The organism is Streptomyces sp. NPDC046203 (genome assembly GCF_040646255.1).
Lineage (GTDB): Bacteria > Actinomycetota > Actinomycetes > Streptomycetales > Streptomycetaceae > Streptomyces.
Genome location: NZ_JBEYZX010000069.1, coordinates 1 through 22,129, shown reverse-complemented (window position 1 = coordinate 22,129; position 22,129 = coordinate 1). Strand labels below are relative to the sequence as shown.

The window sequence follows — 22,129 nt, the reverse complement described above, 5'->3', positions numbered from 1 at the left end:
GTCTGACCACCCAGATCGAGCCGCACGACCACGGCCTCGGCTCCGGCCCCTGGTGGAACATCGAGGACTGGAAGCCTACGGACATACGGCCCTTCGGTCCTACGGGAAGAGCGCTTCCTGGGCCGCGTCGCGCGCGGTGAGCAGGGCGCCGCGCAGGATCGCGGTGTCGCCGAGGGTGGTGGCGCGGACCTCGGTGCGCATCGGGGAAAGCGTGGCGAGGCGGGCCTCGACGCGGGCGGCGAGGTCCGGGCCGCCGCGGTGGCCGGTCTCCCCGGCGAGGATCACGCGGCCGGGGTCGAGGACGGCGGCGACCGAGGCCACGCCGAGGGCGAGCCGGCCGGCGAGCTCGTCGAGGAAGGCCGGGTGGCCGGACTCCAGGGCCGTGGCGGGGTCGAGGCCGTGGGTACGGGCCAGGGCGTCGATGGAGGCGGCGCAGGCCAGCTCGTCGAAGCCGCCGTCGCAGCCGTGTGCCGAGGGCAGCCCGGAGGTGCCCGGCACGGGCAGGAAGCCGATCTCGCCCGCGCCGCCGGAGGCCCCGCGGCGCAGCCGTCCGTCGAGGACGACGGCGGCGCCGATGCCCTGACCGAGCCAGAGCAGGACGAAGGTGTCGCGGCCCGGGCCCTCGTATCGCCCGCCCCGGGCGCCGCCCGCCCCCCTGTCATCGCCGCTGTCGTCGCCGTCGCGGGCGGCGCCTTCGCGGAGTTCGGCGACGGCGGCCAGGTTGACCTCGTTCTCCACGACAACGGTGGCGGGCAGGCGCTGCTGGAGCGCGGCGACCAGGAGCCGGTGCCACTCGGGGAGTTTCGCGGTGTCCCGCAGCTGGCGGGTGGCCGGGTCGATCAGACCGGGCGCGCCGACGGCGACGCTGTGCAGCCGGGCGGCACCGGCCGCGCGGGCGGTGCGTTCGAGGAGCTCCACGGCCCGCTCGGCGGCGGGTCCGGGGGCGTCGCCGTCGATGAGCAGGGTGGCCTCGGCCAGGGTGGTGCCCAGGAGGTCGGCGACGACGACGGAGACGGAACGGGTGCGCACGTCCAGCGCGGCGAGATGCGCGCGGTCGGCCACGATCCCGTACAGCCGGGCGTTGGGGCCGCGCCGCCGGACCCCGGCCTCGCCGACGACATGCACGAGACCGCCGGTCTGGAGCCGGTCCACGAGGTCGGCGACGGTGGGGCGGGAGAGCCCGGTGAGCGTCTTCAGCTGGGTCGCCGTCAACGGGCCGGCGTCCTGGAGCAGACGCAGGGCGAGCCGGTCGTTGAGGGCCCGGGCGGTGCTCGGGGATGCGGCCATGCGGTGATCCTCTCAGATGCCCGTACCCCATCGGCGCTCCCGCGCTTCTATTTATCAGGCAGGGTTCCTGATAGTTTACGCGGCGCAGCGTCGACGCGGACGCGGCGCGGACCCGGCTCCGCTCGACCCGGCTCGACACGACACGGCTCGGCACGGCTCCCCGCACGGCACCACTTCCGCACACCACGACACAGCACGGCTCGACCGCCACCGCCATCGCTACCGCGACCGCGACCGCGGCACGAGCCGGGCGCGCAGCCGCGCCCCGCACTGCGCACCCGCGCGTCCAGGGGTATCCAGGGAGGGAACGATGGACAGGACCGGCACCACACCAGGGCTGCGGCGGGCGAGGTACGCCATCGCCGCCGTCTTCTGCGTCCACGGCGCGGTCACCGGAAGCTTCGCGACCCGGATCCCGTGGATCCAGGAACACGCGGGCGTCAGCGCCGGACAGCTCGGGCTCGCGCTGGCCTTCCCGGCGATCGGCGCCTCGCTCGCGATGCCGCTCGCGGGCGCGATCAATCACCGGATCGGCGCCAGGACGGCCCTGCGCGGGCTCCTCGCCCTGTGGACCCTCGCCCTGGCACTGCCCTCGCTCGCGCCGAACGTCTACACCCTGGGCGCCGCGCTCCTCGTCTTCGGTGCCACCGCCGGCATGTCCGACGTCAGCATGAACGCGCTCGGCGTGGAGACCGAGACCCGGCTCGGCCGCTCGATCATGTCCGGTCTGCACGGCATGTGGAGCGCGGGCGCGCTGATCGGCTCGGCCGCCGGCACCGTCGCCGCCCACCTCGGCACGGACGCCCGGCTGCACCATCTGATGGCCGCCCTGATCCTCACCGCGCTCGGCCTGGTCTGCTGCCAGGGGGTGCTCGACCCGCACGGCGGCACCGACGAGGAGGCCCCGCCGCGCTTCGCGCTGCCGCCGAAGTCCGCCCTGATCATCGGCGCCGTCGGGTTCTGCGCGGTGTTCGCGGAGGGGGCGAGCATGGACTGGTCGGCGGTCTATCTGAAGGGCGAGCTGGGTACCTCGGCCGGCCTGGCCGCCGCGTCCACCACCGCCTTCGCCCTCACCATGGCCGTCGCGCGGTTCGCCGGCGACCGGGTGGTGGACCGGTTCGGCGCGGTGCGCACCGTACGGGCCGGGGGCCTCGTCGCGGGCCTCGGCGGGGTGCTCGTGGTGACCGCCCCGCACGCCGTCCTCGCGATGGCCGGATTCGGACTGGTCGGGCTCGGTGTCGCGGTGGTGGTCCCGCTCGCCTTCGCCGCCGCCGGACGCAGCGGGCCGAATCCCAGCCAGGCCATCGCGGGTGTCGCCACCCTCACATACGCCTCGGGTCTCCTCGCCCCCTCCGCGATCGGCCAGATCGCCGACGCGACCAGCCTCGTCGTCTCGTTCTCGCTGGTCACGCTGCTCGCGTTCGGTCTGGTACCAGCTGCCGGGGTGCTCCGGACGCGCACCCGCGAGGCGGTCGGCGCGGCGCGGTCACGGGCATCAGAGGAGGTTGGCTGACAGGCTCCGGGCACAAGGCGGCCGACCACCGTACGCACCGGTCGGTCGGTCGTCTCGCGCGGCATTACCATATGGCTGATCTTTTTCGGTCCCGACACGACGGGGCCGGGAGTCACCGGACCCTGAGAACTGGAGCGACCACATGAGGCTCGGCGTGCGCTGGACCCTGCACGGCGACGGGAGGACGCCGGCTCCCGGGGCCGTCGTCCGGCCGGACGAACGGCTGACCTGGCCGCGGACGATCGGACTCGGCGCCCAGCACGTGGTCGCGATGTTCGGCGCGTCGTTCGTCGCCCCGGTCCTCATGGGTCTGGACCCGAACCTCGCGATCATGATGTCCGGTGTCTCCACCGTGATCTTCCTGCTCGCGACCCGCGGCACCGTCCCCTCCTACCTGGGCTGCTCGCTCTCCTTCGTGGGTGTCGCCGCGGCGATCCGGGCCTCCGGCGGCAGCAGCGCCACCGTGACCGGCGCGGTGTTCGTGGTCGGCGCGGCGCTGTTCCTCGCGGGTCTCGCGGTGAAGAAGTTCGGCGCGCGGATCATCCACGCGGCCATGCCGCCGGTCGTCACCGGCGCCGTCGTCATGCTGATCGGCTTCAACCTGGCGCCGGTCACCGCGTCCGTCTACTGGCCGCAGGACCAGTGGACGGCCCTGTTCACCATGCTGTTCACCGGCCTCGCGGTGGTCTGTCTGCGCGGTTTCTGGTCGCGTATCGCGATCTTCCTCGGCCTGGTCTTCGGCTACGGCCTCTCCTGGATCTCCGACCTGGTCTTCGGCCAGATCCACTCGGCGACCGGGGGCGGTGAGGTCGCCGACCACTGGCGCCTCGACCTGTCCGCTGTCTCCAAGGCCGACTGGTTCGGTCTGCCCTCCCTGCACGGCCCCAGCTTCGAGTGGTCCGCGATCCTGGTCGCGCTGCCCGTCGTCATCGCGCTCATCGCGGAGAACGCCGGACACGTCAAGGCCGTCGGCGAGATGACCGGCAACCCGCTGGACGACAAGCTCGGCACCGCGATCGCCGCCGACGGCGTCGGCTCCATGCTGTCCACCGCCGTGGGCGGCCCGCCGAACACCACGTACTCCGAGAACATCGGCGTCATGGCCGCCACCCGGGTCTACTCCACCGCCGCCTACTGGGCCGCCGCCGGCTTCGCGCTGCTGTTCGGTCTGTGCCCGAAGTTCGGCGCGGTCGTCGCCGCCATCCCCGGGGGTGTGCTCGGCGGCATCACCGTGATCCTGTACGGCATGATCGGCCTGCTCGGCGCCCAGATCTGGATCAACGCCAAGGTCGACCTGCGCAACCCGCTCAACCTGGTGCCCACCGCGGCCGGCATCATCATCGGCGTCGGCGGCGTGAAGCTGACCTTCACCGACACCTTCGAACTGGGCGGCATCGCGCTCGGCACCCTGGTCGTCATCACCGGCTACCACGTGCTGCGCGCCTTCGCCCCGGCCCACATGAAGCAGCAGGAGCCGCTGCTCGACTCCGGTACCAGCTCGTACGAGAGCGGTTCCGAGGACACCTCGAAGAGCTGACGATTTTCGTCCGATCCGGCGAAGCCGGGCCTGTGGAGTTCCCTCCCGGGCCCGGCTGCTGTTTATCTGCCCCCATGGCACAGACCCAGCGGACCGCGGCGCAATCCACCGAACGGCTCACCCGGCGGCCCGGCGAACGGGCGGAACGAGCGGAACGGGCGGAGGGAGTGCCGGACGAGCCGCCCGAGGAGTGGAGCAGCGGGCCGATCGGGCCGTTCCGGTCGGTCGACCCCGTGGTGGAGCGGATGCGGGCGCTGCGCGGCACCTGGAACCCGGCCGACGGGGTCGCCGTGTTCAACCGGGTCTATCTGACCGTCACCGAGGAGATCGGCCGGGCCATCGAGGCCGGTACCTTCGCGGACCCGGAGGCCGCCGCCACGCTCGACGTACGGTTCGCCGAGCGCTATCTCGCGGCCGTCGACGCCGTCCAGGCGGGCGGCGCGCCGCCCGCCTGCTGGCGGCCGCTGTTCGACCAGCGGCGCCATCCCGGGGTGCTGCCGCTCCAGTTCGCACTGGCCGGGATCAACGCGCACATCGGACACGATCTGGCGCTCGCCGTGGTCGACACCAGCCGGGCCCTGGACTGCACGCCCGCGGACCTGGAGGACGAGTTCGACCGGGTCGGCGACGTCCTCGTCCTCATGGAGGAACGCGTCCGGGAGGAACTGATGCCGGGCCCGGACCTGCTGGAGGTCGCCGACCCGCTCACCCATCTGCTGGGCTGCTGGAGTCTGGAGCGGGCCCGCGAAGGGGCCTGGATCGCCGCGCGCACGCTGTGGCAGCTGCGGCGGCTGCCCGCGCTGGCCGAGGAGTTCGCCGAGCGCCTCGACCGCTCGGTGGGCCTGGTGGGGCGGATGATGCTCACGCCCCTCGCCCGGCGGCCCTGAGCCCGCGGCTTTCGACTTCCGGCTTCCGGCTTCCGGCTTCCGGGAGCCCTCGGCCGCACGGTTTCCGGATCCCGGGCCCGGGGACCGGACACCGTGCGGCCGGAAGCCGTGCGGCAGGGGGCCGGGGGGCCGCGGGCTCAGTCCTCCGGCAGCTCGACCGGGGCGATCTCGTCGTAGACGTCGCCCGGTCCCGGGTTGGACGGATCGGTCGCCCCGCCGAAGTGACGCATCACGCCCCACACCGCGTTGAGCGCCGTCTGCACCGCGCCCTCGGCCCAGCCGGCCGTCCACGAGATGTCGTCGCCTGCCAGGAAGATGCCCCGCTTGTCCTCGGGCAGCCGGTCCTGCATGAAGTGCGTGAACAGCCGCCGCTGGTAGCGGTAGTGCCCCGGCAGGTTGGCCTTGAAGGCGCCCATGAAGTAGGGCTCGTTCTCCCAGGAGACCGTGACCGGGTTGCCGATGACGTGCGACCGGATGTCGACGTCGGGGTAGATCTCGCCGAGCGACTTCAGCATGACCTCCATCCGCTCGGCGGCGGACAGCGGAAGCCACTTGAGGCTGTCGTCGCACCAGGTGTACGACAGGCAGATGACGGCCGGCTTGTCCGGTCCGTCGTCCAGCAGATACGTCCCCCGGGTCATCCGGTCGGTGAGGGTCATCGACATGACGTCCCGCCCGGTCTTCGCGTCCTTGTCCAGCCAGAACGGCCGGTCGACGGGGACGAAGAGCTTGGAGCTCTCCATGTAGTGGGTGCGCTCGATCGCCGTCCAGTGGTCGATCGGGAAGAGCGAGTCGTCACAGGCGATCTTGGACAACAGCATCCAGGACTGGGCGGTGAAGACGGCCGCCCGGTACGTACGGATGTCGCCGGACGTGTCGGTGACGGTGATCCGGTTTCCGGCGGCGCGGGTCAGCCGGGTGACGGCCGGCCGCGGCTCGCCGTCCTCGTGCAGCGACCGCAGCGAGGTGCCCGGCGCCCAGTGGACGATCTTCGCCGGCTCGCGCTCCCACAGCCGCAGCGGCAGCTGCTGCGAGCCGCCGACGATGCCGCGGTGGTGGTCGTCCGCCTCGGTGTAGACGACCCGCAGGATCTCCAGGATGGAGTTGGGGAAGTCGGTGTCCCAGCCGCCGGTGCCGAAGCCGACCTGGCCGAAGATCTCACGGTGCCGGAAGGACTTGAACGCCTCGGACTCGCAGAGGAAGCCGTAGAACGTCTGGTTGTCGAGCTTCTCGACGAGCCGGGACCAGATCTCGCGGATGCGCGGCACGTCGCGCGTCCGCAGGGCGCGGTTCATGTCGGAGAAGTCGGCGCCCTCCTCCAGGCAGTCGCTCCAGGCCCGGGCGACGTCCCGGTAGACCTGCGGCAGGTCGTCGATGGTCTCGGCGTAGTGCGACTCGCCCTTGAGGTCGACGACGGTCGACGGGGTGGACTCGGCCAGCGGGTTCGGGAAGGGCCTGGTCGCGAGGCCGGCCAGGTCGATGTAGTGCTGGAGCGCGGTGGAGGAGGGCGGGAAGCGCATCGCGCCCATCTCGGCGGTCAGGCCCTCGGTCTCCGGGCCCTCGAAGCCGACGGTGCGCAGCCGGCCGCCGATCCGGTCGGCCTCGTACACGACGGGCTTCAGACCCATCTTCATCAGCTCGTAGGCGGCGATGATCCCGGACAGCCCGCCGCCGATCACGGCCACCTCGGCGCCGAACTCGGTCGCCGGGATCTGCCCCAGACCGGCCGGATGGGCCAGGAAGTCGTCGTAGGCGTACGGGAAGTCCGGACCGAACATGGTGATCGGCGGCTGGCCGTCGGTGTGCTGGACGGCGGTGGGCACCGTGGACGTCATGGGGTACGGACTCCTTGCACGGATACGGGTGAGGCAGGTGGAGCGGGTACGGGGAAGCGGCGCGCGGCCCGGCGCGGACCGGAGGCGTGCGGACGAGGAGCGGGACCGGGAGGCCCGGGACCGGGCCGATGGCCGGGGCGGGACGACCGATGGCCGGGGCAGGCGCGGCCGGGGACGAGGAGCGGGCCCCCGGCTCAGTCTTCGGCGAGGGCGCCGTACAGGCCGGGGCGGCGGTCGCGCAGGTAGGGGTTCTCCGCGCGGGAGACCGCCAGGAACTCCGGGTCGACGTCGCCGAACACCAGGTCCTCGCCCCGTCCGGCGCGCGCCCGGGCCGTGCCGTCCGGCCCGGCGAGCGTGGACAGGCCGACGAACTCGAAGTCGCCCTCGGGGCCGGTGCGGTTGGCGTACGCCAGGTAGAGCTGGTTCTCGAAGGCCCGCACGGGGACGACCGATTCCGGCACGATCTCGGCCGGGTGCATGAGGGCGGTCGGCACCAGCAGGAGGTCGGTGCCGGCCAGCGCGTGCGCCCGGACGTTCTCCGGGAACTCCACGTCGTAGCAGATCATCAGACCGATCGTCAGGCCGTCGAGCCGGGCCTGGACGACGCTCGCGTCGCCCGGGGTGAACCACTCCCGCTCGCCGTCGCCGAAGAGATGGGTCTTGCGATAGTGGGCGAGCGGGGCCCCGTCGGGGCCGAAGAGCCACGCGGCGTTGTAGAGGACGCCGGGCCGCTCGGGGTCGCGCTCGGGGTAGCCGTAGCCGACGGCCAGACCGTGGCGGGCGGCGATCGCGGCGGCCGCGCGGGCGGACGGGCCGTCGGCGGTTTCCGCCAGCCGGGTGACGGCGTCACCGATCGCGTAGCCGGTGAGGAAGAGCTCGGGGGCGAGCAGCAGCCCGGCGCCGGCCCGCGCCGCGCGGGCCGCGGCCTCGTCGAGGATCTCCAGGTTGGCGGCCACGTCGCCGGGCTCGCCGGAACTCTGGAGCAGGGCCGTGCGCAGCGCGGGCATGGGCGGTCCTCGCAGGGTCGTGGACAGGGCCGCTCGCTCGCGGAAACGCGAGGTCACGGGGAGGTTGGCTAGAACGGTACGTTTCCGCCTCCGACCCCGACAAGGCACGACTGTTGCGGACCGACCGTCGAACCGTTGCGTGATCTTCAGCCGTACCGGTGATTCGTTGCGCGCACCCGGACCGGCCTGCTCCATCCCTGGCAGGAGCCTCTCCCCCGCCGTACGGGGGAGACGGAACCGTCCCGTGGCGCGATGCCCGGACAGGGCGCGGCGCGGAAGAGTAGGGGATGTCCGGGCGAGAGGTCGGACGGTCTCCTCGAAAGGACCGCGAGACTGTGTCTTCGAACTGCCGTACAAGGACAGCCGCCGCCACCGGCGGCACCGGTGGCTTCCGGGCGCTCTTCCGGATACCGGAGCACCCGGGTACGTAGCTCTGTCCAGCGGATCCAGTGGCCGGATCACCGCCCCCCGGCCCCGGCCCGGATCCGCCGGACAGGCCCTTCAGACCGCCCCACGGGGGTGGGCGGGCGAGGACGGCGGTGCGGGAACCACGGCCCGCACCGCCTCACTCTCGCCTCGGCTCGCCGAAAACCCCGGTGGGGGCCGCATGACCGCACCAGAGGATTACGAGGGCGAGCCCGAGGAGAAGCGCCGCAGCAGCGGCGACAGGACCAGGACGGACTTGGTGCGCTCCACGAAGGGCTCGCCCGCGATGCGCTCCAGGACCCGCTCGAAGTGGCGCATGTCGGAGGCGAAGACCTGGACGAGCGCGTCGGCGTCACCGGTGACCGTCGACGCCGAGGCCACCTCGGGGTAACGCTCCAGACCTCGCCGGATGTCCTCCGGCGAGGTGTTGTGACGACAGAAGATCTCGACGTACCCCTCGGTCTCCCAGCCGAGCGCCGCCGGGTCCACCCGTACGGTGAAGCCGGTGATGGCACCCTCGGCCCGGAGCCGGTCCACCCGCCGTTTGACGGCGGGCGCCGACAGTCCGACGAGCGAGCCGATGTCGGCGTAGCTGCGGCGGGCGTCTTCCGCGAGGGCGTGGACGATGCGTTCGTCGAGGTCGTTGAGTCGCACTACGGGTGGATCATTTCTCTGCCGTGGCCAGTTTCGAGCGGCGGATGCCGTACAGGAAGTAGACCACGAGACCGAAGGCCATCCAGCCGCCGAACCACTTCCAGGTGACCAGGTCGAGATTCCACATGCTGTACGCGCAGGCGATGAAGCCGAGGACCGGGAAGACCGGTCCGAGCGGGACCTTGAACGTGCGGGGCATGTCCTTGCGGGTGTAGCGGAGCACCACGACGGCGATGTTGACCAGGCAGAACGCGAAGAGCGTGCCGATGCTGGTGGCGTTGACCAGTTCGCCGAGCGGGACGGCGGCGGCGAGGGCGCCGCAGACGAGCGAGACGATCAGGGTGTTGACCCGCGGGGTCTTGGTCTTCGGGTGGACCCGGGCGAAGACCTTCGGCATGAGGCCGTCGCGGGACATCGCGAAGAGGATGCGGGTCTGGCCGTAGAGCACGGTGAGGACGACGCTGGCGATGGAGACGACCGCGCCCGCGGCGAGCACGGTGCCCCAGACGCTCGTACCGGTCACGTCGTGCATGATCGCGGCGAGGGACGCCTCCGAGCCCTCGAACTTCCGCCAGTCCCAGGCGCCGATGGCGACGACCGACACCAGCACGTACAGCGTGGTGACGATCACCAGCGACAGCATGATCGCCCGGGGCAGGTCGCGCTGAGGGTTCCTGGCCTCCTCGCCCGCCGTGGAGGCGGCGTCGAAGCCGATGTACGAGAAGAACAGGACGGCACCGGCGATGCCGACGCTCTCCCGGCCGAGCGGCATGAAGTCGGAGAAGTTGCCGGACTTGAAGCCGAGGAAGCCGACCGTGCAGAAGAGCGCCAGGGAGGCGAACTTCACGAAGACCATGATCGTGTTGGCCCGGGCGGACTCCCGGGCGCCGCCGAGCAGGAAGAGCATGGCGAGGACGACGACGATCAGGGCGGGCAGGTTGAACACGCCGCCTTCGCCGGGCGGCGCGGAGAGCGCGGCCGGGAGGGTGACGCCAAGGGTGCCGTCGAGCAGTTCGTTCAGGTAGTCGCCCCAGCCGACGGCCACGGCGGCGACGGACACGCCGTACTCCAGGAGCAGGCACCAGCCGCAGATCCAGGCGATGAATTCGCCCAGCGTTGCGTACGCGTACGAGTAGGAGGAGCCGGCGACGGGGATCGTACCGGCGAGTTCGGCGTACGACAGGGCCGAGAAGAGCGCGGTGAGTCCGGCGAGGACGAAGGCGAGGGTGACCGCGGGACCGGCCTTCGGGACGGCCTCGCCGAGCACGACGAAGATGCCGGTGCCGAGCGTGGCACCGATGCTGATCATGGTCAGCTGCCACATCGAGAGCGAGCGGCGCAGTGTGCCGCCCTCACCCTGGCCACCCTCCATGACCAGGCGTTCCACCGGCTTGCGCCGGATGAGAACGGCCAGCCACGAGGGGATGCGGGCGGGCGGGGCTTCGGTGTCCGCGGCCGATGGGACCGCGCCGGGGTCGAGCACTGCGAGGGCTCCTTCTTCACTGCCTGTCGACGAGGCGGAAGACCCGCGGCGGTGTCCGGGCATGCCGGAGAAGCCCATGAGGACATGGGGGACCGCCGAGCAGACGGTCTTTCGTCACTCTTGGTACGAGGGATGAGCCTAAGCCCTCGCACTTCGCGGGTGTAACGCAGGGTTCTTGCAACGGGCCGGTCGATCATTGCGCGCGCACCACTCAGGCGGCGAAACATTGCGCGGCTTTGCATGAATCAGTGCGTCGGGGGGCTCGGCGGCCAAGGGCCCGCACCCCGGCCCGAACCGGGTCCAAACCGGGCCCGAACCGCGCCCGGATACGGCCGTGGGCCCCGGGAGACGTGCTCCCGGGGCCCACGGTTCGAGGCGTGCGACTGCCGATACGTTTCGCCTGTGCCGGCTACGGTGCCGGCGCCGGCGCGGTCAGCTCCAGCTGGCGTGCAGCGGCTTGCCCTCCGCGTATCCGGCGGCCGACTGGACGCCGACGACGGCCCGCTCGGCGAACTCCGCCAGGTTGTTCGCGCCGGCGTAGGTGCAGGACGAACGGACACCGGCGATGATCGAGTCGATCAGGTCCTCGACACCCGGACGCTGCGGGTCGAGGTACATCCGCGAGGTGGAGATGCCCTCCTCGAACAGCGCCTTGCGGGCCCGGTCGTAGGCCGACTCCTCGCTCGTGCGGTTCTTGACCGCGCGGGCGGAGGCCATGCCGAAGGACTCCTTGTAGGCCCGGCCGTCGGCGTCCTGCTGGAGGTCGCCCGGCGACTCGTACGTACCGGCGAACCAGGAGCCGACCATGACGTTGGACGCGCCGGCGGCCAGCGCCATGGCGACATCGCGCGGGTGCCGGACGCCGCCGTCGGCCCACACGTGCTTGCCGTACTTGCGCGCCTCGGCGGCGCACTCCAGGACGGCGGAGAACTGCGGCCGGCCCACGCCGGTCATCATGCGGGTGGTGCACATGGCGCCGGGGCCCACACCGACCTTGATGATGTCGGCGCCCGCCTCGATGAGGTCCTTGACGCCCTCGGCGGCGACGATGTTGCCGGCCACGATCGGGACGTGCGGGTCGAGCCCACGGACGATCCGGATCGCGTTGATCATCGATTCCTGGTGGCCGTGCGCGGTGTCGACGACGAGGGTGTCCACGCCCGCGTCGAGCAGCTGCTTGGCCTTGCCCGCCACGTCGCCGTTGATGCCGACGGCGGCGGCGATGCGCAGCTTGCCGTTCTTGTCGACGGCCGGCGTGTAGAGGGTCGCGCGCAGGGCGCCCTTGCGGGTCAGGATGCCGGCCAGGCGGCCGTCCTGGTCGACGGCCGGGACGTAGCGGCGGTTGGCGGCGTCGAGGGTGTGGAACGCGGCGCGCGGCTCGATGTCGGCGTCCAGCAGGAGCAGGTCCCGGGACATGACCTCGCCGAGCTGGGTGAAGCGGTCCACCCCGGTGAGGTCGGCGTCGGTGACGACACCGATCGGACGGCGGTCCCCGTCGACGACGACACCGGCGTCGTGCGCCCGCTTGGGCAGCAGGGAGAGCGCGTCCGCGACGGTCTGGTGCGGCTCCAGGACGATCGGGGTGTCGAGGACCAGGTGCCGGGCCTTGACCCAGGAGACCACCTCGGTGACGACCTCGATCGGGATGTCCTGCGGGATGACGACCATGCCGCCGCGGCGGGCGACGGTCTCGGCCATCCGGCGGCCGGCGATGGCGGTCATGTTGGCCACGACCAGCGGGATCGTCGTTCCGGTGCCGTCCGGCGAGGAGAGGTCCACGGCCTGGCGGGACCCTACGGCCGAGCGGCTCGGCACCATGAACACATCGTCGTACGTGAGGTCGTACGGCGGCTTGAGGTCGTTGAGAAAACGCACGTGCTGTCCCAGTCGTTCGGATCGGCCCCTAGGCATTTCAGCCAGGGGAAAAAGCACGTAATTCATTGTCACACGACCCGACGGGTGTCAGCCCGGGACGAATCATCCGAGGTCGGAGGGGTTCTCTTCGTCGGATCCTCCGAGAAGGACCGGGACATCTCCGAGGGAGAGAAGCACGAAGAGCCGGCTGGGGCGCTCGTCGACGGAGGCGGCGAAGACCTCCTGGGCGGTCCGCCACTCGGCCGGCCGCGCCTCGGCGTACTCCTGCCAGCCGGTGACGACGAGGACGGTACGGCCGGGCAGGTCGGTCAGGCTGTCGGCGAGGGCGTCCCAGTTGCGGCCGAACCACGAGGGCAGCGCCAGGACGGCGGCACAGCGGTCCATGAACGCGGCCTTGTCGGCGACCCCACGGAGGCCGAGGACGACGGGGCGGCCGAGCGCGGCGAGGCCGTGCGCCGCTGGGCCGGGGCTCCCCGGGGCGCCCGCCTCCTCCGGGGCATGGTGCTCCCCGGGCTCGTGGGGCCGGTGGGATGCCGGAGCCTCACGGGGCTCACAAGGCTCCTGAGGTCCACCGGGCCGGCCCGGCTCCTGCGGCTCACGGGACTCGCCGGAGCTCATTCGGTGATCACCTCGCGGAAGCTCGCGTAGTGGTCGTCCGTGTAGAAGAACTCGTGTTCCTGGCCGGTGACGATCCGCCGGGCGCCTCGGTCGCGCGAGCCGGGGGTCTTGACCGTGTACTCGTGGTAGTAGCCGCGCTTGTGCTGGGGCAGGACGCGCTCGTAGTTCCCGAAGACGGTGCCGTCCTTGGTGTACGGGTAGGGCCCGCCGGCCCGGATGAGCCCCATCGTGTCGCGCGCCTCGCGCGGCAGGTCCGCCTCGCGGACGGTGGGAAGCCCCGAGTGGGCCGTCGGCGCGGCGGCGGCCCGGGCGGACGGTGCGGCGGTGGCCGGGGCGGACGGCGCGAACGGGAGCGGGGCGGCGGTCGCGGTCGTACGGGCGGGGGCGGGGCTGCCGTCGATCGTGCCGGAACCACCGGTACAGCCCGTCAGAAACAGCGCGAGCCCGGCCAGAAGGCCGAGCCCGAGCCGTGCGTTTCTCATGATCATGCCCTGATGCTGCCATGGCGCGGCCGGGGCCGCCGCCCGGTCCCGCGCGCCCGCAGGGGCACGGTGACCGAAAATCCCTGAGGCGCGCCGGGTCTTCGTCCCCGGCGCGCCGGGTGTCAGTTGCCGTCCGGGTCCGCCCGGTCGAGCGCCGGGCGCGGGCCCGGGCTGAACTCGGTGAGCAGATAGTCGGCGGCCGAGCGGTCCGTCACCAGGCTGGTGACCAGGCCGGAGCGGAGCACCGCGCCGATCGCCGCGGCCTTGCGCTGGCCGCCCGCGATGGCGACGACCTCGGGGATCCGGCGGAGCCGGTCCGCCTCGACGGTGATGCACCGCTCCCCCAGGTCGCGGCCGACCCGGCGCCCCTCCGTGTCGAAGAGGTGCGCCGACATCTCGGCGGCGACGCCGAGCGAGGCGTAGTGGGCGCGCTCCGCGTCGGAGAGCATGTCGTGGACGGTGGAGATGCCCGGCTCCCAGGAGCCGATGGACACACAGGCGACCGTCACCTTGTCGAAGTACTCGAAGGCCCGTGCGATACCGGTCTGGCTGCGCAGCGCCGCGGCGGTCGCCGGGTCGGGCAGCAGCATCGGCGCGTAGATGGGGTGCGCCTCGCCGCCGGAGACCTGGGCGGCACGCCGTACCGCCTCGACCGAGCCGCGCTCGGCCGTGCCCGCGTCGTACACGCCGGTGAGCTGGACGACGGTGCAGGGCGGCAGCCGGTCCAGGGCGGCGGCCATGTGGATGGTGGAGCGGCCCCAGGCCAGGCCGAGCACATCGCCCTCGGTGACCAGCTCGCCGAGCAGGTCGGCCGCGACCTCGCCGAGGTTCTCCGGGTCGGGCGACTCGTCCTCGCCCTCCGCCGGGGACTCGACGACGACCGCGTGCCGCAGTCCGTAGCGGGCGCGGAGCGCGTCGGAGCGCTCGGCGTCCAGCTCGGCCGGCACCCGGATCTCGATGCGTACGAGGTCGCGTTCCAGGGCGGTCTCCAGGACCCGGGCCACCTTGAAGCGGCTCACGCCGAACTCCTCGGCAATCTGGATCTTGGACTTGCCCTCCAGGTAGAAGCGGCGGGCCATGGCCGCCGCCTGTACGAGCTCCGCGGGGCCCATCCGCAGGGCTGACCGTCCCGCCGGCATTCCCGCCACCGCGATCTCCTCACTGCCGTTCACGTACCGCTGCCGCGCTTCAGTTGCTGCTGTGGTGCTGGTCTGTGCTGTCTGTGTCTACTGCTGTGGTGCTGGTGTGCTGTCCGTGCGCCGGGGTGCTGCCGGGTCCCGCCGCGGGTACGGCCCGCCGGCCGGCGTCCGACGCCCGGCGTCCGTCCCCGATGACGGGGGCGCCCGTGGCGACCGGGCCGGTCCGACCACCGGTCACCGCGGACCCTGTGTTCATCCTGTCAGATCCCAAAGGCCCGGAACGGACGTGTCGGTGGTCCGACCTTCCCCGTTCACGTGCCGGTGGCGTGCGGGGAGCTCAGTGGCCACACGCCCAGGCCGCAGCGGCGGTGGCGTCCTCGGCCCTGGCCCGCAGCGAGCGGATCGCGGCGGCCGGGTCGGCGGCCCCGTAGACGGCGGAACCGGCCACGAAGACGTCCGCGCCCGCCTCGGCGCAGCGCTCGATGGTGGACTCGGAGACACCGCCGTCGACCTGGAGCCAGAGTTCCAGGCCGTGCTTGGAGATCAGCTCACGGGTGCGGCGGATCTTCGGCAGCATGATGTCCAGGAACGCCTGGCCGCCGAAGCCGGGCTCGACCGTCATGATCAGGAGCATGTCCAGCTCCGGCAGCAGGTCCTCGTACGGCTCGATGGGCGTGGCCGGCTTGAGCGCCATGGACGCGCGGGCGCCCTGGGCACGGATCTCCCGGGCCAGCCGTACGGGCGCGGCGGCGGCCTCCACGTGGAAGGTGACGGAGCCCGCCCCGGCCTCCACGTACTGCGGCGCCCAGCGGTCCGGGTCCTCGATCATGAGGTGCAGATCGAGGGGGGTGTCGGTCGCCCGGCTGAGCGACTCGACGACCGGCACGCCCAGCGTGAGGTTGGGCACGAAGTGGTTGTCCATCACGTCGACGTGCAGCCAGTCGGCACCGTCGACCGCCCTCGCCTCTTCGGCGAGCCGGGCGAAGTCCGCGGAGAGAATGCTGGGATTGATCTGCGCCATGGGCCAAGCCTGCCATGTTCTCGGGGACTTCTTGGCCGCGCGGTCCAGTGCGGCCAAGCGAGAAGGGGACCCAGAGGGGACTTATTGGTACAGACCAGTCCAAAATTTCGCCCGGCCGCCGGACGGATGTCAGGCGGTACGGCGGATCAGTGCCAGGTACATGGCATCCGTACCGTGCAGATGCGGCCACAGCTGTACGTCCGGGCCCTCGCCGAGGTCCGGGACGCCGGGCAGCAGCGGGCGGGCGTCGATCAGCTCGGCGCCGCCCACCTTCTTCAGGACGTCGTCGACGACCACCCGGGTCTCGGCCAGGTGCGGCGAGCAGGTCGCGTAGCCGACCACGCCGCCCACCCGGACCGCCCGCAGCGCCTCGGTGAGCAGCCCACGCTGGAGCGGGGCGAAGCCGTCGAGGTCGGAGGGGCGGCGGCGCCAGCGGGCCTCGGGGCGACGGCGCAGGGCGCCGAGCCCGGAACACGGCACATCCATGAGGACCCGGTCGAAGACTCCCTCGCCCCACGGCGGGCGGGTGCCGTCGGCGGCGATGACCTGGTACGGGCCGGGGTTGCCGGCCAGGGCGCGCTCGACCAGGCGGGCGCGGTGCGGCTGCTTCTCGGAGGCGAGCAGGGCGGCGCCTCGGCCGGCAGCGAGGGCGCCGAGGAGGGCCGCCTTGCCGCCGGGGCCGGCACAGCCGTCGAGCCAGCGGCGGTCGGGGCCGTCCAGGGGCGCGTTGGCCAGCGCGATCGCGACGAGCTGGCTGCCCTCGTCCTGGACGCCGGCCCGGCCCTCGCGCACGGCCTCGACGGCACCGGGCTCGCCACCCTCGGCGAGCCGGACGGCGTACGGCGACCAGCGGCCCGGCTCGGTCTCGACGGCCTCGGCCAGCTCCGCGACGGTGGCCCGGCCGGGGCGGGCGACGAGGGTGACCTCGGGCCGCGCGTTGTCGGCCGCCAGCAGCTCCTCGATGCCGGCGCGGCCGCCGCCGAGCGCGTCCCACAACGCGGAGACGACCCAGCGGGGGTGCGAGTGGACGACCGCGAGGTGGTCCTCGGCGTCGTCCTCGTAGGGCGGCGCGACCCGCTCCACCCAGGTGTCGAGGTCGTCCCGGGCGATCTTGCGCAGAACGGCGTTCACGAACTTGGCCCGTCCGTCGCCGAGTACCACCCGGGCCAGCTCGACGGTCGCGGAGACGGCGGCGTGGCTCGGGATCCGGGTCCCGAGGAGCTGGTGGGCGCCGAGCGACAGCACGTCGAGCACCGGCGGGTCGACCTCGCGCAGCGGGCGGTCGACACAGGCGGAGATGATCGCGTCGTACGTCCCCTGGCGGCGCAGCGTCCCGTAGACGAGCTCGGTCGCGAGCGCGGCGTCCCGCCCATCGAAGCCCTCGTTCTTCTCCCGGGCCTTCTTCAGCAGGGGCGGCAGGACGAGGTTGGCGTAGGCGTCGCGCTCGTCCACGGCCCGCAGCGCCTCGAAGGCGAGGATCCGCACCGGGTCCTTCTGGGGCCGGCGGTGCGGCCGGGGGGCCTTGCCGCCTTTGCCGTTCTTCGGGGACGAGGTCGTGGGCGTGGCGCGACGTGCCTGCTCGCTCAAAGGTGCTCCGCGTGAGAAATGAGGTTCGTGAGAGGGCCGGACGCGAGACGCCCGGCCCTCTCAGCCTAGCTCCACGGCGCCTGGGACCGGCAGCTCAGGGTGGGCCGCCCGCCCTGCGGCGTCCCTCCGGCAGCCGGCCGGAGCGGGCGGGGCGAGGCAGGGCGTGGATCGGGCGTGGGTCGGACGTCGGGCGCCGGGCCGAGCGGGGCCGGGCCGGTGTCGTTGGTGCGGGCCGCGCCACGCCTCGGCGCGGGACGTACCTCAGCGAGGGACGTACCCCTGCCGTACCGCCCACGCCCCAGCCGAAAGGCCCTCGGCCGTCAGGCCCCCAGCCGCTCGCCCGGCGCGATCCGGACGCCGCGCGCCCAGTCCGCCGCCTTCATCGGCTTCTTGCCCTGCGGCTGGACCCACAGCAGCTCGACGGCGTGCGAGCCGGTGCCCGCGTACACGTTGTTCTTGCCGACGGCCAGCTCGCCCGGGGCGAGGTCGGTGCGGTCGGCGACCGGGGCGACCTGGACGAGCTTCAGCCGCTCGCCGCGGAAGACGGTCCACGCACCCGGCGCGGGGGTGCAGCCGCGGACGACCCGGTCGACCCGCAGGGCCGGGGCCGCGAAGTCCACCTGCGCGTCCTCGACCTGGATCTTCGGGGCGAGCGTGATGCCGTCGGCGGGCTGCGGCACGGCCTTGAGGGAACCGTCCTCGATGCCGTCCATGGTCGCGGCGAGCAGCCCGGCACCCGCGAACGCGAGCCGGGTGAGCAGGTCGCCGCTGGTGTCGGTGGGGCGGACGTCCTCGGTGACGACCCCGTACACCGGGCCGGAGTCCAGCCCCTCCTCGATCTGGAAGGTGGAGGCGCCGGTCACCTCGTCACCGGCCATCAGCGCGTGCTGGACGGGCGCGGCACCGCGCCACGCGGGCAGCAGCGAGAAGTGCAGGTTGACCCAGCCGTGGGTGGGGATGTCGAGGGCGACGCGCGGCAGCAGCGCGCCGTACGCGACGACCGGGCAGCAGTCCGGCGCGATCTCGCGCAGCCGGGCGAGGAAGTCCTCGTCGCGCGGCCGGTGCGGCTTCAGGACCTCGATGCCGGCTTCCTCGGCCCGCTCGGCGACGGGGCTGGCGACGAGCCGGCGCCCGCGCCCGGCCGGGGCGTCGGGGCGGGTGATCACGGCGGCCACCTCGTGCCGCCCGGAGGCGAGCAGGGCGTCCAGGGCGGGTACGGCGACCTCGGGGGTGCCGGCGAAGACGAGCTTCACGCGGGAAAACCTCGCATCTTGGGGCGTGAACGGGCAGCGCATCAGTCTAGTGCCGCGACCGGCAATGTTCGCCCGTGAAGGAGCGTCGTACGGTGCACTGCACTCGCTTCGCTCGCTCCGTCTCGGCGCTTGATTCCTTCTTCGGATGCCGAGCAGCCATCGCAAGGCGGCCGGAAGTCCTTGTAGCGGAGCTACCAGGGCTTTTGGCCAACGCCGCGAGGGCGCGTGCCGGGCGGCGCGACAGGGCGAAGCTTGCCGGGAGGGGCACTAGGTCCCTTCCGGTCCGCGTGGCCTGGCCGGGAGCGTTCGGGGGGCGTACGCGCAGACGAGCGCTCCGCGCATGTGTCTGCACGCCCCCGCAGCGTGACCCAACTCCGGGCGGCGCGTTGGTCAAGAGAGATTGACCACAACGGGTCGCCTCTCCTCCAGCGGCCCGTCCCCATTTCCACGCCGGTTCGAGAGGCTCATCCATGGCCGACCACGCAACCCATGACGCCCAGGCCCGGGCAAGTCTGCACCTGCTCGTGCGGGACATCGAGCGCGTCCGGCGGCAGGTGGACGCATTGCGCACGCTCACGGCCCAGTTGGGCAATGTCTACCGCCCTCGCCGCTCCGCCCCGTCGACGGGCTTCGTCGTCTACGGGCGCGCGCCCGCCCCGACCGTACGTCTCGCGCAGGAGCTGCGGGACAGCGTCGAGACCCTGGTGACCGCGGCGGTGGACTTCGACCGCTCGCTCGGATTCTCGTGGGACGCGGTGGGCTCCGCGCTCGGCGTCACCAAGCAGGCGGTGCACCGCCGTTACGGGGCGCGGCGCACCCCGCAGCCGGGGGCACCGCTGGACCAGACCCGGCCGCCGGAGCCGGGGGTGGTGCCCGCCCGCCCGCTGCCGGTGGTGCCGTCGGCGCGCCCCATGCCGCCGCAGCCGGCGCCGGGCGGCCACCTCCTGCGCGAGGAGCAGCGCCCGCCGGCCTTCCCGTCCCCGCGCAACGGCTGACGTTCTTTCACGAAGCGCCGGAGGCCGCCCGGGTGGGTGGGCGGCCCGGGGCGCGCGGGTACGGCGCGACCGGGCGCGAACCGGCGCGCGGACGCCGACGGGAGCGCCGACGGGGGCGCGCGGCAGACACCGCACGTACCGAACCACGCCGACCGCAGCGGGCGGATGCCCGCTGCGCGTATCGCGCGCGAGCGCCGGGGCGCACGCCGGGCGCCACCCCCGCCCTCTCACGGAACCGCACCTCCGCCTTCTCCCGGACGGACGACCCGCTACCCGATGTCGGGCGGGTCGACCCGCACCCGTACCGGTTCCCCGCCGCCCCGCGCCAGGCGGGACGCCTGAGCCCGTTTCAGAGCGGTGGCCAGCGCGGCGCCGCTGCCCGGCGGGACGCGGACGAGCACGCGGTCCCACTGTTCGCCCGGCGGGGTGTCGCCGGGCCGGCGCGGGCCGCCGGGCCGGGTGACGGGCAGCGGGACGGGGCCCAGGATCTCGGCGTCGGACGGCAGTTCCGCGCCGTCGAGGAAGGCCGTGAGCGCCTCGGGCGGCCCGGCCACGGACGCCATCCGGGACACCGGCGGGAAGCCCAGCTCGGCGCGTTCGGCGAGTTCGCGCTGGGCGTGGCCGACGGGGTCCCAGCGGACCAGCGCCTGGACGGGCCGCAGCGTCGGCTCGGCGACGACCACCACGGTGCCGCCGTCCGCCTGTCCCCGGACCAGCGAGGCCGCGTCGATCCAGCGGCGCAGCGCCTCCTCGCCGGCCCGCAGGTCGGGACGGCCGAGCATGGCCCAGCCGTCGAGGAGCAGGGCCGCCGCGTAGCCGCCGTCGGCGACGGGCTCGGCGCCGGGCGTGCTCACCACCAGCGCGGGACGGCCCGGCACCCGGTCCAGCACATGGTCGCGGCCGGAGGTCCGTACGGGCACGGCGGGGAAGGCCCGCCCCAGCTCCTCGGCGGTCCGCCGGGCGCCCACCACCTGGGCGCGCAGCCGGGTCGCCCCGCAGGCCTCGCAGTGCCAGTGCGGGGCGCCCCGGCCGCACCACCCGCAGCGCAGCTCCTGCTGCTCCGGCGCCTCCAGCGGACCGGAGCAGTGCCGGCAGCGGGCGGGCGTCCGGCAGCGCTCGCAGGCCAGCCTCGGCACGTATCCCCGGCGCGGCACCTGGACGAGCACGGGCCCCGTCTTCAGTCCCTCCCGGACCACCTGCCAGGCCACGGTGGGCAGCCGCGCGGCGCGGGCCGCCTCGTCGCGCGCGAGGTCGGTGTCGCCGACGGTACGGACGAGGGGCGCGGCGGCGCGGACCTGGTCGCGGCCGGGCAGCAGGGGCCGTGCCCAGCCGGACTCGACGAGCTGGGCGGCCTCGACGGTGCAGCCGGTGGCGCCGAGCAGGAAGGCGCAGTGGTCGTGGGCGGCGCGCAGCAGCAGCACCTCGCGGGCGTGCGGCTGGGGGGCGTGCGGTTCGCTGTGGCTGGAGTCGCCGTCGTCCCAGACGACGACGAGGCCGAGGTCCCGTACGGGCGCGAACATGGCGGCCCGGGTGCCGACGACGGCCCGGACGGCGCCCCGGCGCACGGCGAGCCACTGCGCGTACCGCTTCTCGGGGCCCGCCTCGGCGGTCAGCAGGGCGTGCCGGCCCTCGCCGAGCAGCGTGGTCAGGGCCGCGTCGACGCGGGTGGCGGCCCGGCCGTCGGGGACGACGACGAGGGCGCCGCGCCCGGAGGCGAGGGTGGCGGCGACGGCGCGGGCGATCTCCTCGGCCCAGTACGGTCCGGGCAGCGCGTTCCAGACAGCCCGGGGCGCGCCGCCGTGCGCCAGCGACTCCAGGAACGCGGGCCCCTGCTCGTACCGCGCCCAGCTGCCCGGCTCGGGCGCGGGGGGCGGCGGCAGCGGCGCGGGCGAGGGCCGGCGCTCGGCGCTCGCGTTGCGGGGCGGGACGGCGAGCTGGAGTACGTCGGCGAGGCTGCCCGCGTAGCGGTCGGCGACGGCCCGGGCGAGGCCGAGCAGCTCGGGCCCGAGCACCGGCTCCGGCGAGACGACGCCGGCGAGCGCGGCGAGCGGCCCGGAGTAGTCGGACTCGGCGCGCCGCTCGATCAGGAACCCGTCGATGAGCCGGCCGCCCTCGCGCCGCCCGCCCCGCACCTGGCGCGACCCGGCCCCGAACCGCACCCGCACCCGCACCCCGGGCTGCGCGGCCTCGTCCAGTTCCTCGGGCACGGCGTAGTCGAAGAACTGGTCGAGGTGGAGCACGCCCTTGTTCACGACGACGCGGGCGACGGGGAGTTCCTTCGCGAGCGCGGCATCGCGCCAGGTGCGCGGCTTGGCGCGGGGCGGCTTCGTCTTGCGGACGGTCTCGCGGATGAGCGCGAGCTGCTCGGGGCCCGCCGACGGCTCCCCGGGGTCTCGCTCGTTCTCGCTGCTCACACGGGAAGTATTACCAGACGGCACCGACAGCGGTCGCGGGCCGGTGTCCAGCGGGGAGTACCCGAGGGAGGCGTCGACCGTCATGGTGAGGAGGACCGCGGGCAGCAGTCCGGCCA

At 73.4% G+C, this 22,129-nt stretch carries 17 protein-coding genes; 4 read left to right on the top strand and 13 right to left on the bottom strand.

Annotated elements, in window-relative coordinates; all coding sequences use genetic code 11:
• Positions 1-99: 99 nt before the first annotated feature.
• Positions 100-1,287 (bottom strand): ROK family transcriptional regulator, encoded by a 1,188-nt coding sequence (locus tag ABZ990_RS29545; RefSeq protein WP_361238120.1) that lies wholly within the window; start codon positions 1,285-1,287, stop codon positions 100-102.
• Positions 1,288-1,597: 310 nt separating this feature from the next.
• Between ABZ990_RS29545 and ABZ990_RS29540 the strand changes: the two genes are divergently transcribed.
• The 3 genes from ABZ990_RS29540 (at position 1,598) to ABZ990_RS29530 (ending at position 5,224) form a co-directional block, all read left to right on the top strand.
• Positions 1,598-2,800 (top strand): MFS transporter, encoded by a 1,203-nt coding sequence (locus ABZ990_RS29540; RefSeq protein WP_361238117.1) that lies wholly within the window; start codon positions 1,598-1,600, stop codon positions 2,798-2,800.
• Positions 2,801-2,942: 142 nt separating this feature from the next.
• Entirely contained in the window at positions 2,943-4,337 is a 1,395-nt protein-coding gene (locus tag ABZ990_RS29535) for a solute carrier family 23 protein (RefSeq protein ID WP_361238114.1), read from the top strand.
• A 74-nt stretch (positions 4,338-4,411) separates the two neighbouring features.
• A complete protein-coding gene (locus ABZ990_RS29530) occupies positions 4,412-5,224 on the top strand; it encodes a DUF5995 family protein (RefSeq protein WP_361238111.1) in 813 nt (270 codons plus the stop codon).
• A 137-nt stretch (positions 5,225-5,361) separates the two neighbouring features.
• On the opposite strand, the gene ABZ990_RS29525 is transcribed toward ABZ990_RS29530, so the two are convergent.
• The 11 genes from ABZ990_RS29525 to fmt form a co-directional block, all read right to left on the bottom strand.
• On the bottom strand, positions 5,362-7,059 hold the full coding sequence (locus tag ABZ990_RS29525; protein ID WP_361238108.1) for an NAD(P)/FAD-dependent oxidoreductase: 1,698 nt from the start codon (positions 7,057-7,059) through the stop codon (positions 5,362-5,364).
• Between the two features lie 194 nt (positions 7,060-7,253).
• Entirely contained in the window at positions 7,254-8,066 is an 813-nt protein-coding gene (locus tag ABZ990_RS29520; RefSeq protein ID WP_361238105.1) for a carbon-nitrogen hydrolase family protein, read from the bottom strand.
• Positions 8,067-8,690: 624 nt separating this feature from the next.
• The gene (locus ABZ990_RS29515; RefSeq protein ID WP_361238103.1) at positions 8,691-9,146 is read right to left on the bottom strand and encodes an Lrp/AsnC family transcriptional regulator; all 456 of its coding nucleotides are present in this window, start codon (positions 9,144-9,146) and stop codon (positions 8,691-8,693) included.
• 10 nt (positions 9,147-9,156) lie between these two features.
• Positions 9,157-10,629, bottom strand: coding sequence for an amino acid permease (locus tag ABZ990_RS29510; protein WP_361238100.1), 1,473 nt, complete (start codon positions 10,627-10,629; stop codon positions 9,157-9,159).
• Between the two features lie 432 nt (positions 10,630-11,061).
• The gene (locus tag ABZ990_RS29505; protein ID WP_361238097.1) at positions 11,062-12,504 is read right to left on the bottom strand and encodes a GuaB1 family IMP dehydrogenase-related protein; all 1,443 of its coding nucleotides are present in this window, start codon (positions 12,502-12,504) and stop codon (positions 11,062-11,064) included.
• A 102-nt stretch (positions 12,505-12,606) separates the two neighbouring features.
• On the bottom strand, positions 12,607-12,888 hold the full coding sequence (locus ABZ990_RS29500; protein WP_361238126.1) for a barstar family protein: 282 nt from the start codon (positions 12,886-12,888) through the stop codon (positions 12,607-12,609).
• Positions 12,889-13,118: 230 nt separating this feature from the next.
• On the bottom strand, positions 13,119-13,610 hold the full coding sequence (locus tag ABZ990_RS29495; protein WP_361238095.1) for a ribonuclease domain-containing protein: 492 nt from the start codon (positions 13,608-13,610) through the stop codon (positions 13,119-13,121).
• Positions 13,611-13,726: 116 nt separating this feature from the next.
• A complete protein-coding gene (locus tag ABZ990_RS29490) occupies positions 13,727-14,776 on the bottom strand; it encodes a sugar-binding domain-containing protein (protein ID WP_361238092.1) in 1,050 nt (349 codons plus the stop codon).
• Positions 14,777-15,080: 304 nt separating this feature from the next.
• Positions 15,081-15,764, bottom strand: a complete 684-nt coding sequence (rpe, locus tag ABZ990_RS29485) for a ribulose-phosphate 3-epimerase (RefSeq protein WP_361238089.1) — start codon at positions 15,762-15,764, stop codon at positions 15,081-15,083.
• Between the two features lie 129 nt (positions 15,765-15,893).
• A complete protein-coding gene (locus ABZ990_RS29480; protein WP_361238123.1) occupies positions 15,894-17,249 on the bottom strand; it encodes a transcription antitermination factor NusB in 1,356 nt (451 codons plus the stop codon).
• Positions 17,250-17,671: 422 nt separating this feature from the next.
• Positions 17,672-18,604, bottom strand: coding sequence for a methionyl-tRNA formyltransferase (gene fmt / locus ABZ990_RS29475; protein ID WP_361238086.1), 933 nt, complete (start codon positions 18,602-18,604; stop codon positions 17,672-17,674).
• A gap of 470 nt (positions 18,605-19,074) precedes the next feature.
• On the opposite strand from fmt, the gene ABZ990_RS29470 reads away from it, so the two are divergent.
• Positions 19,075-19,599, top strand: coding sequence for a hypothetical protein (locus ABZ990_RS29470; protein ID WP_361238084.1), 525 nt, complete (start codon positions 19,075-19,077; stop codon positions 19,597-19,599).
• Positions 19,600-19,868: 269 nt separating this feature from the next.
• Here the strand turns inward: ABZ990_RS29470 and ABZ990_RS29465 are convergent, their stop codons facing one another.
• Positions 19,869-22,013 carry a primosomal protein N' gene (locus ABZ990_RS29465; RefSeq protein WP_361238081.1) on the bottom strand — a complete coding sequence of 715 codons (2,145 nt, stop codon included), beginning with the start codon at positions 22,011-22,013 and terminating at the stop codon, positions 19,869-19,871.
• Positions 22,014-22,129 lie beyond the last annotated feature (116 nt).

What these genes read in the sequence shown, in the direction of transcription:
- ABZ990_RS29545 (WP_361238120.1), bottom strand. Translation starts at nt 1,287, where the DNA reads ATGGCCGCATCCCCGAGCACCGCCCGGGCCCTCAACGACCGGCTCGCC.
- ABZ990_RS29540 (WP_361238117.1), top strand. Translation starts at nt 1,598, where the DNA reads ATGGACAGGACCGGCACCACACCAGGGCTGCGGCGGGCGAGGTACGCC.
- ABZ990_RS29535 (WP_361238114.1), top strand. Translation starts at nt 2,943, where the DNA reads ATGAGGCTCGGCGTGCGCTGGACCCTGCACGGCGACGGGAGGACGCCG.
- ABZ990_RS29530 (WP_361238111.1), top strand. Translation starts at nt 4,412, where the DNA reads ATGGCACAGACCCAGCGGACCGCGGCGCAATCCACCGAACGGCTCACC.
- ABZ990_RS29525 (WP_361238108.1), bottom strand. Translation starts at nt 7,059, where the DNA reads ATGACGTCCACGGTGCCCACCGCCGTCCAGCACACCGACGGCCAGCCG.
- ABZ990_RS29520 (WP_361238105.1), bottom strand. Translation starts at nt 8,066, where the DNA reads ATGCCCGCGCTGCGCACGGCCCTGCTCCAGAGTTCCGGCGAGCCCGGC.
- ABZ990_RS29500 (WP_361238126.1), bottom strand. Translation starts at nt 12,888, where the DNA reads ATGGACCGCTGTGCCGCCGTCCTGGCGCTGCCCTCGTGGTTCGGCCGC.
- ABZ990_RS29495 (WP_361238095.1), bottom strand. Translation starts at nt 13,610, where the DNA reads ATGATCATGAGAAACGCACGGCTCGGGCTCGGCCTTCTGGCCGGGCTC.
- rpe (WP_361238089.1), bottom strand. Translation starts at nt 15,764, where the DNA reads ATGGCGCAGATCAATCCCAGCATTCTCTCCGCGGACTTCGCCCGGCTC.
- ABZ990_RS29470 (WP_361238084.1), top strand. Translation starts at nt 19,075, where the DNA reads ATGGCCGACCACGCAACCCATGACGCCCAGGCCCGGGCAAGTCTGCAC.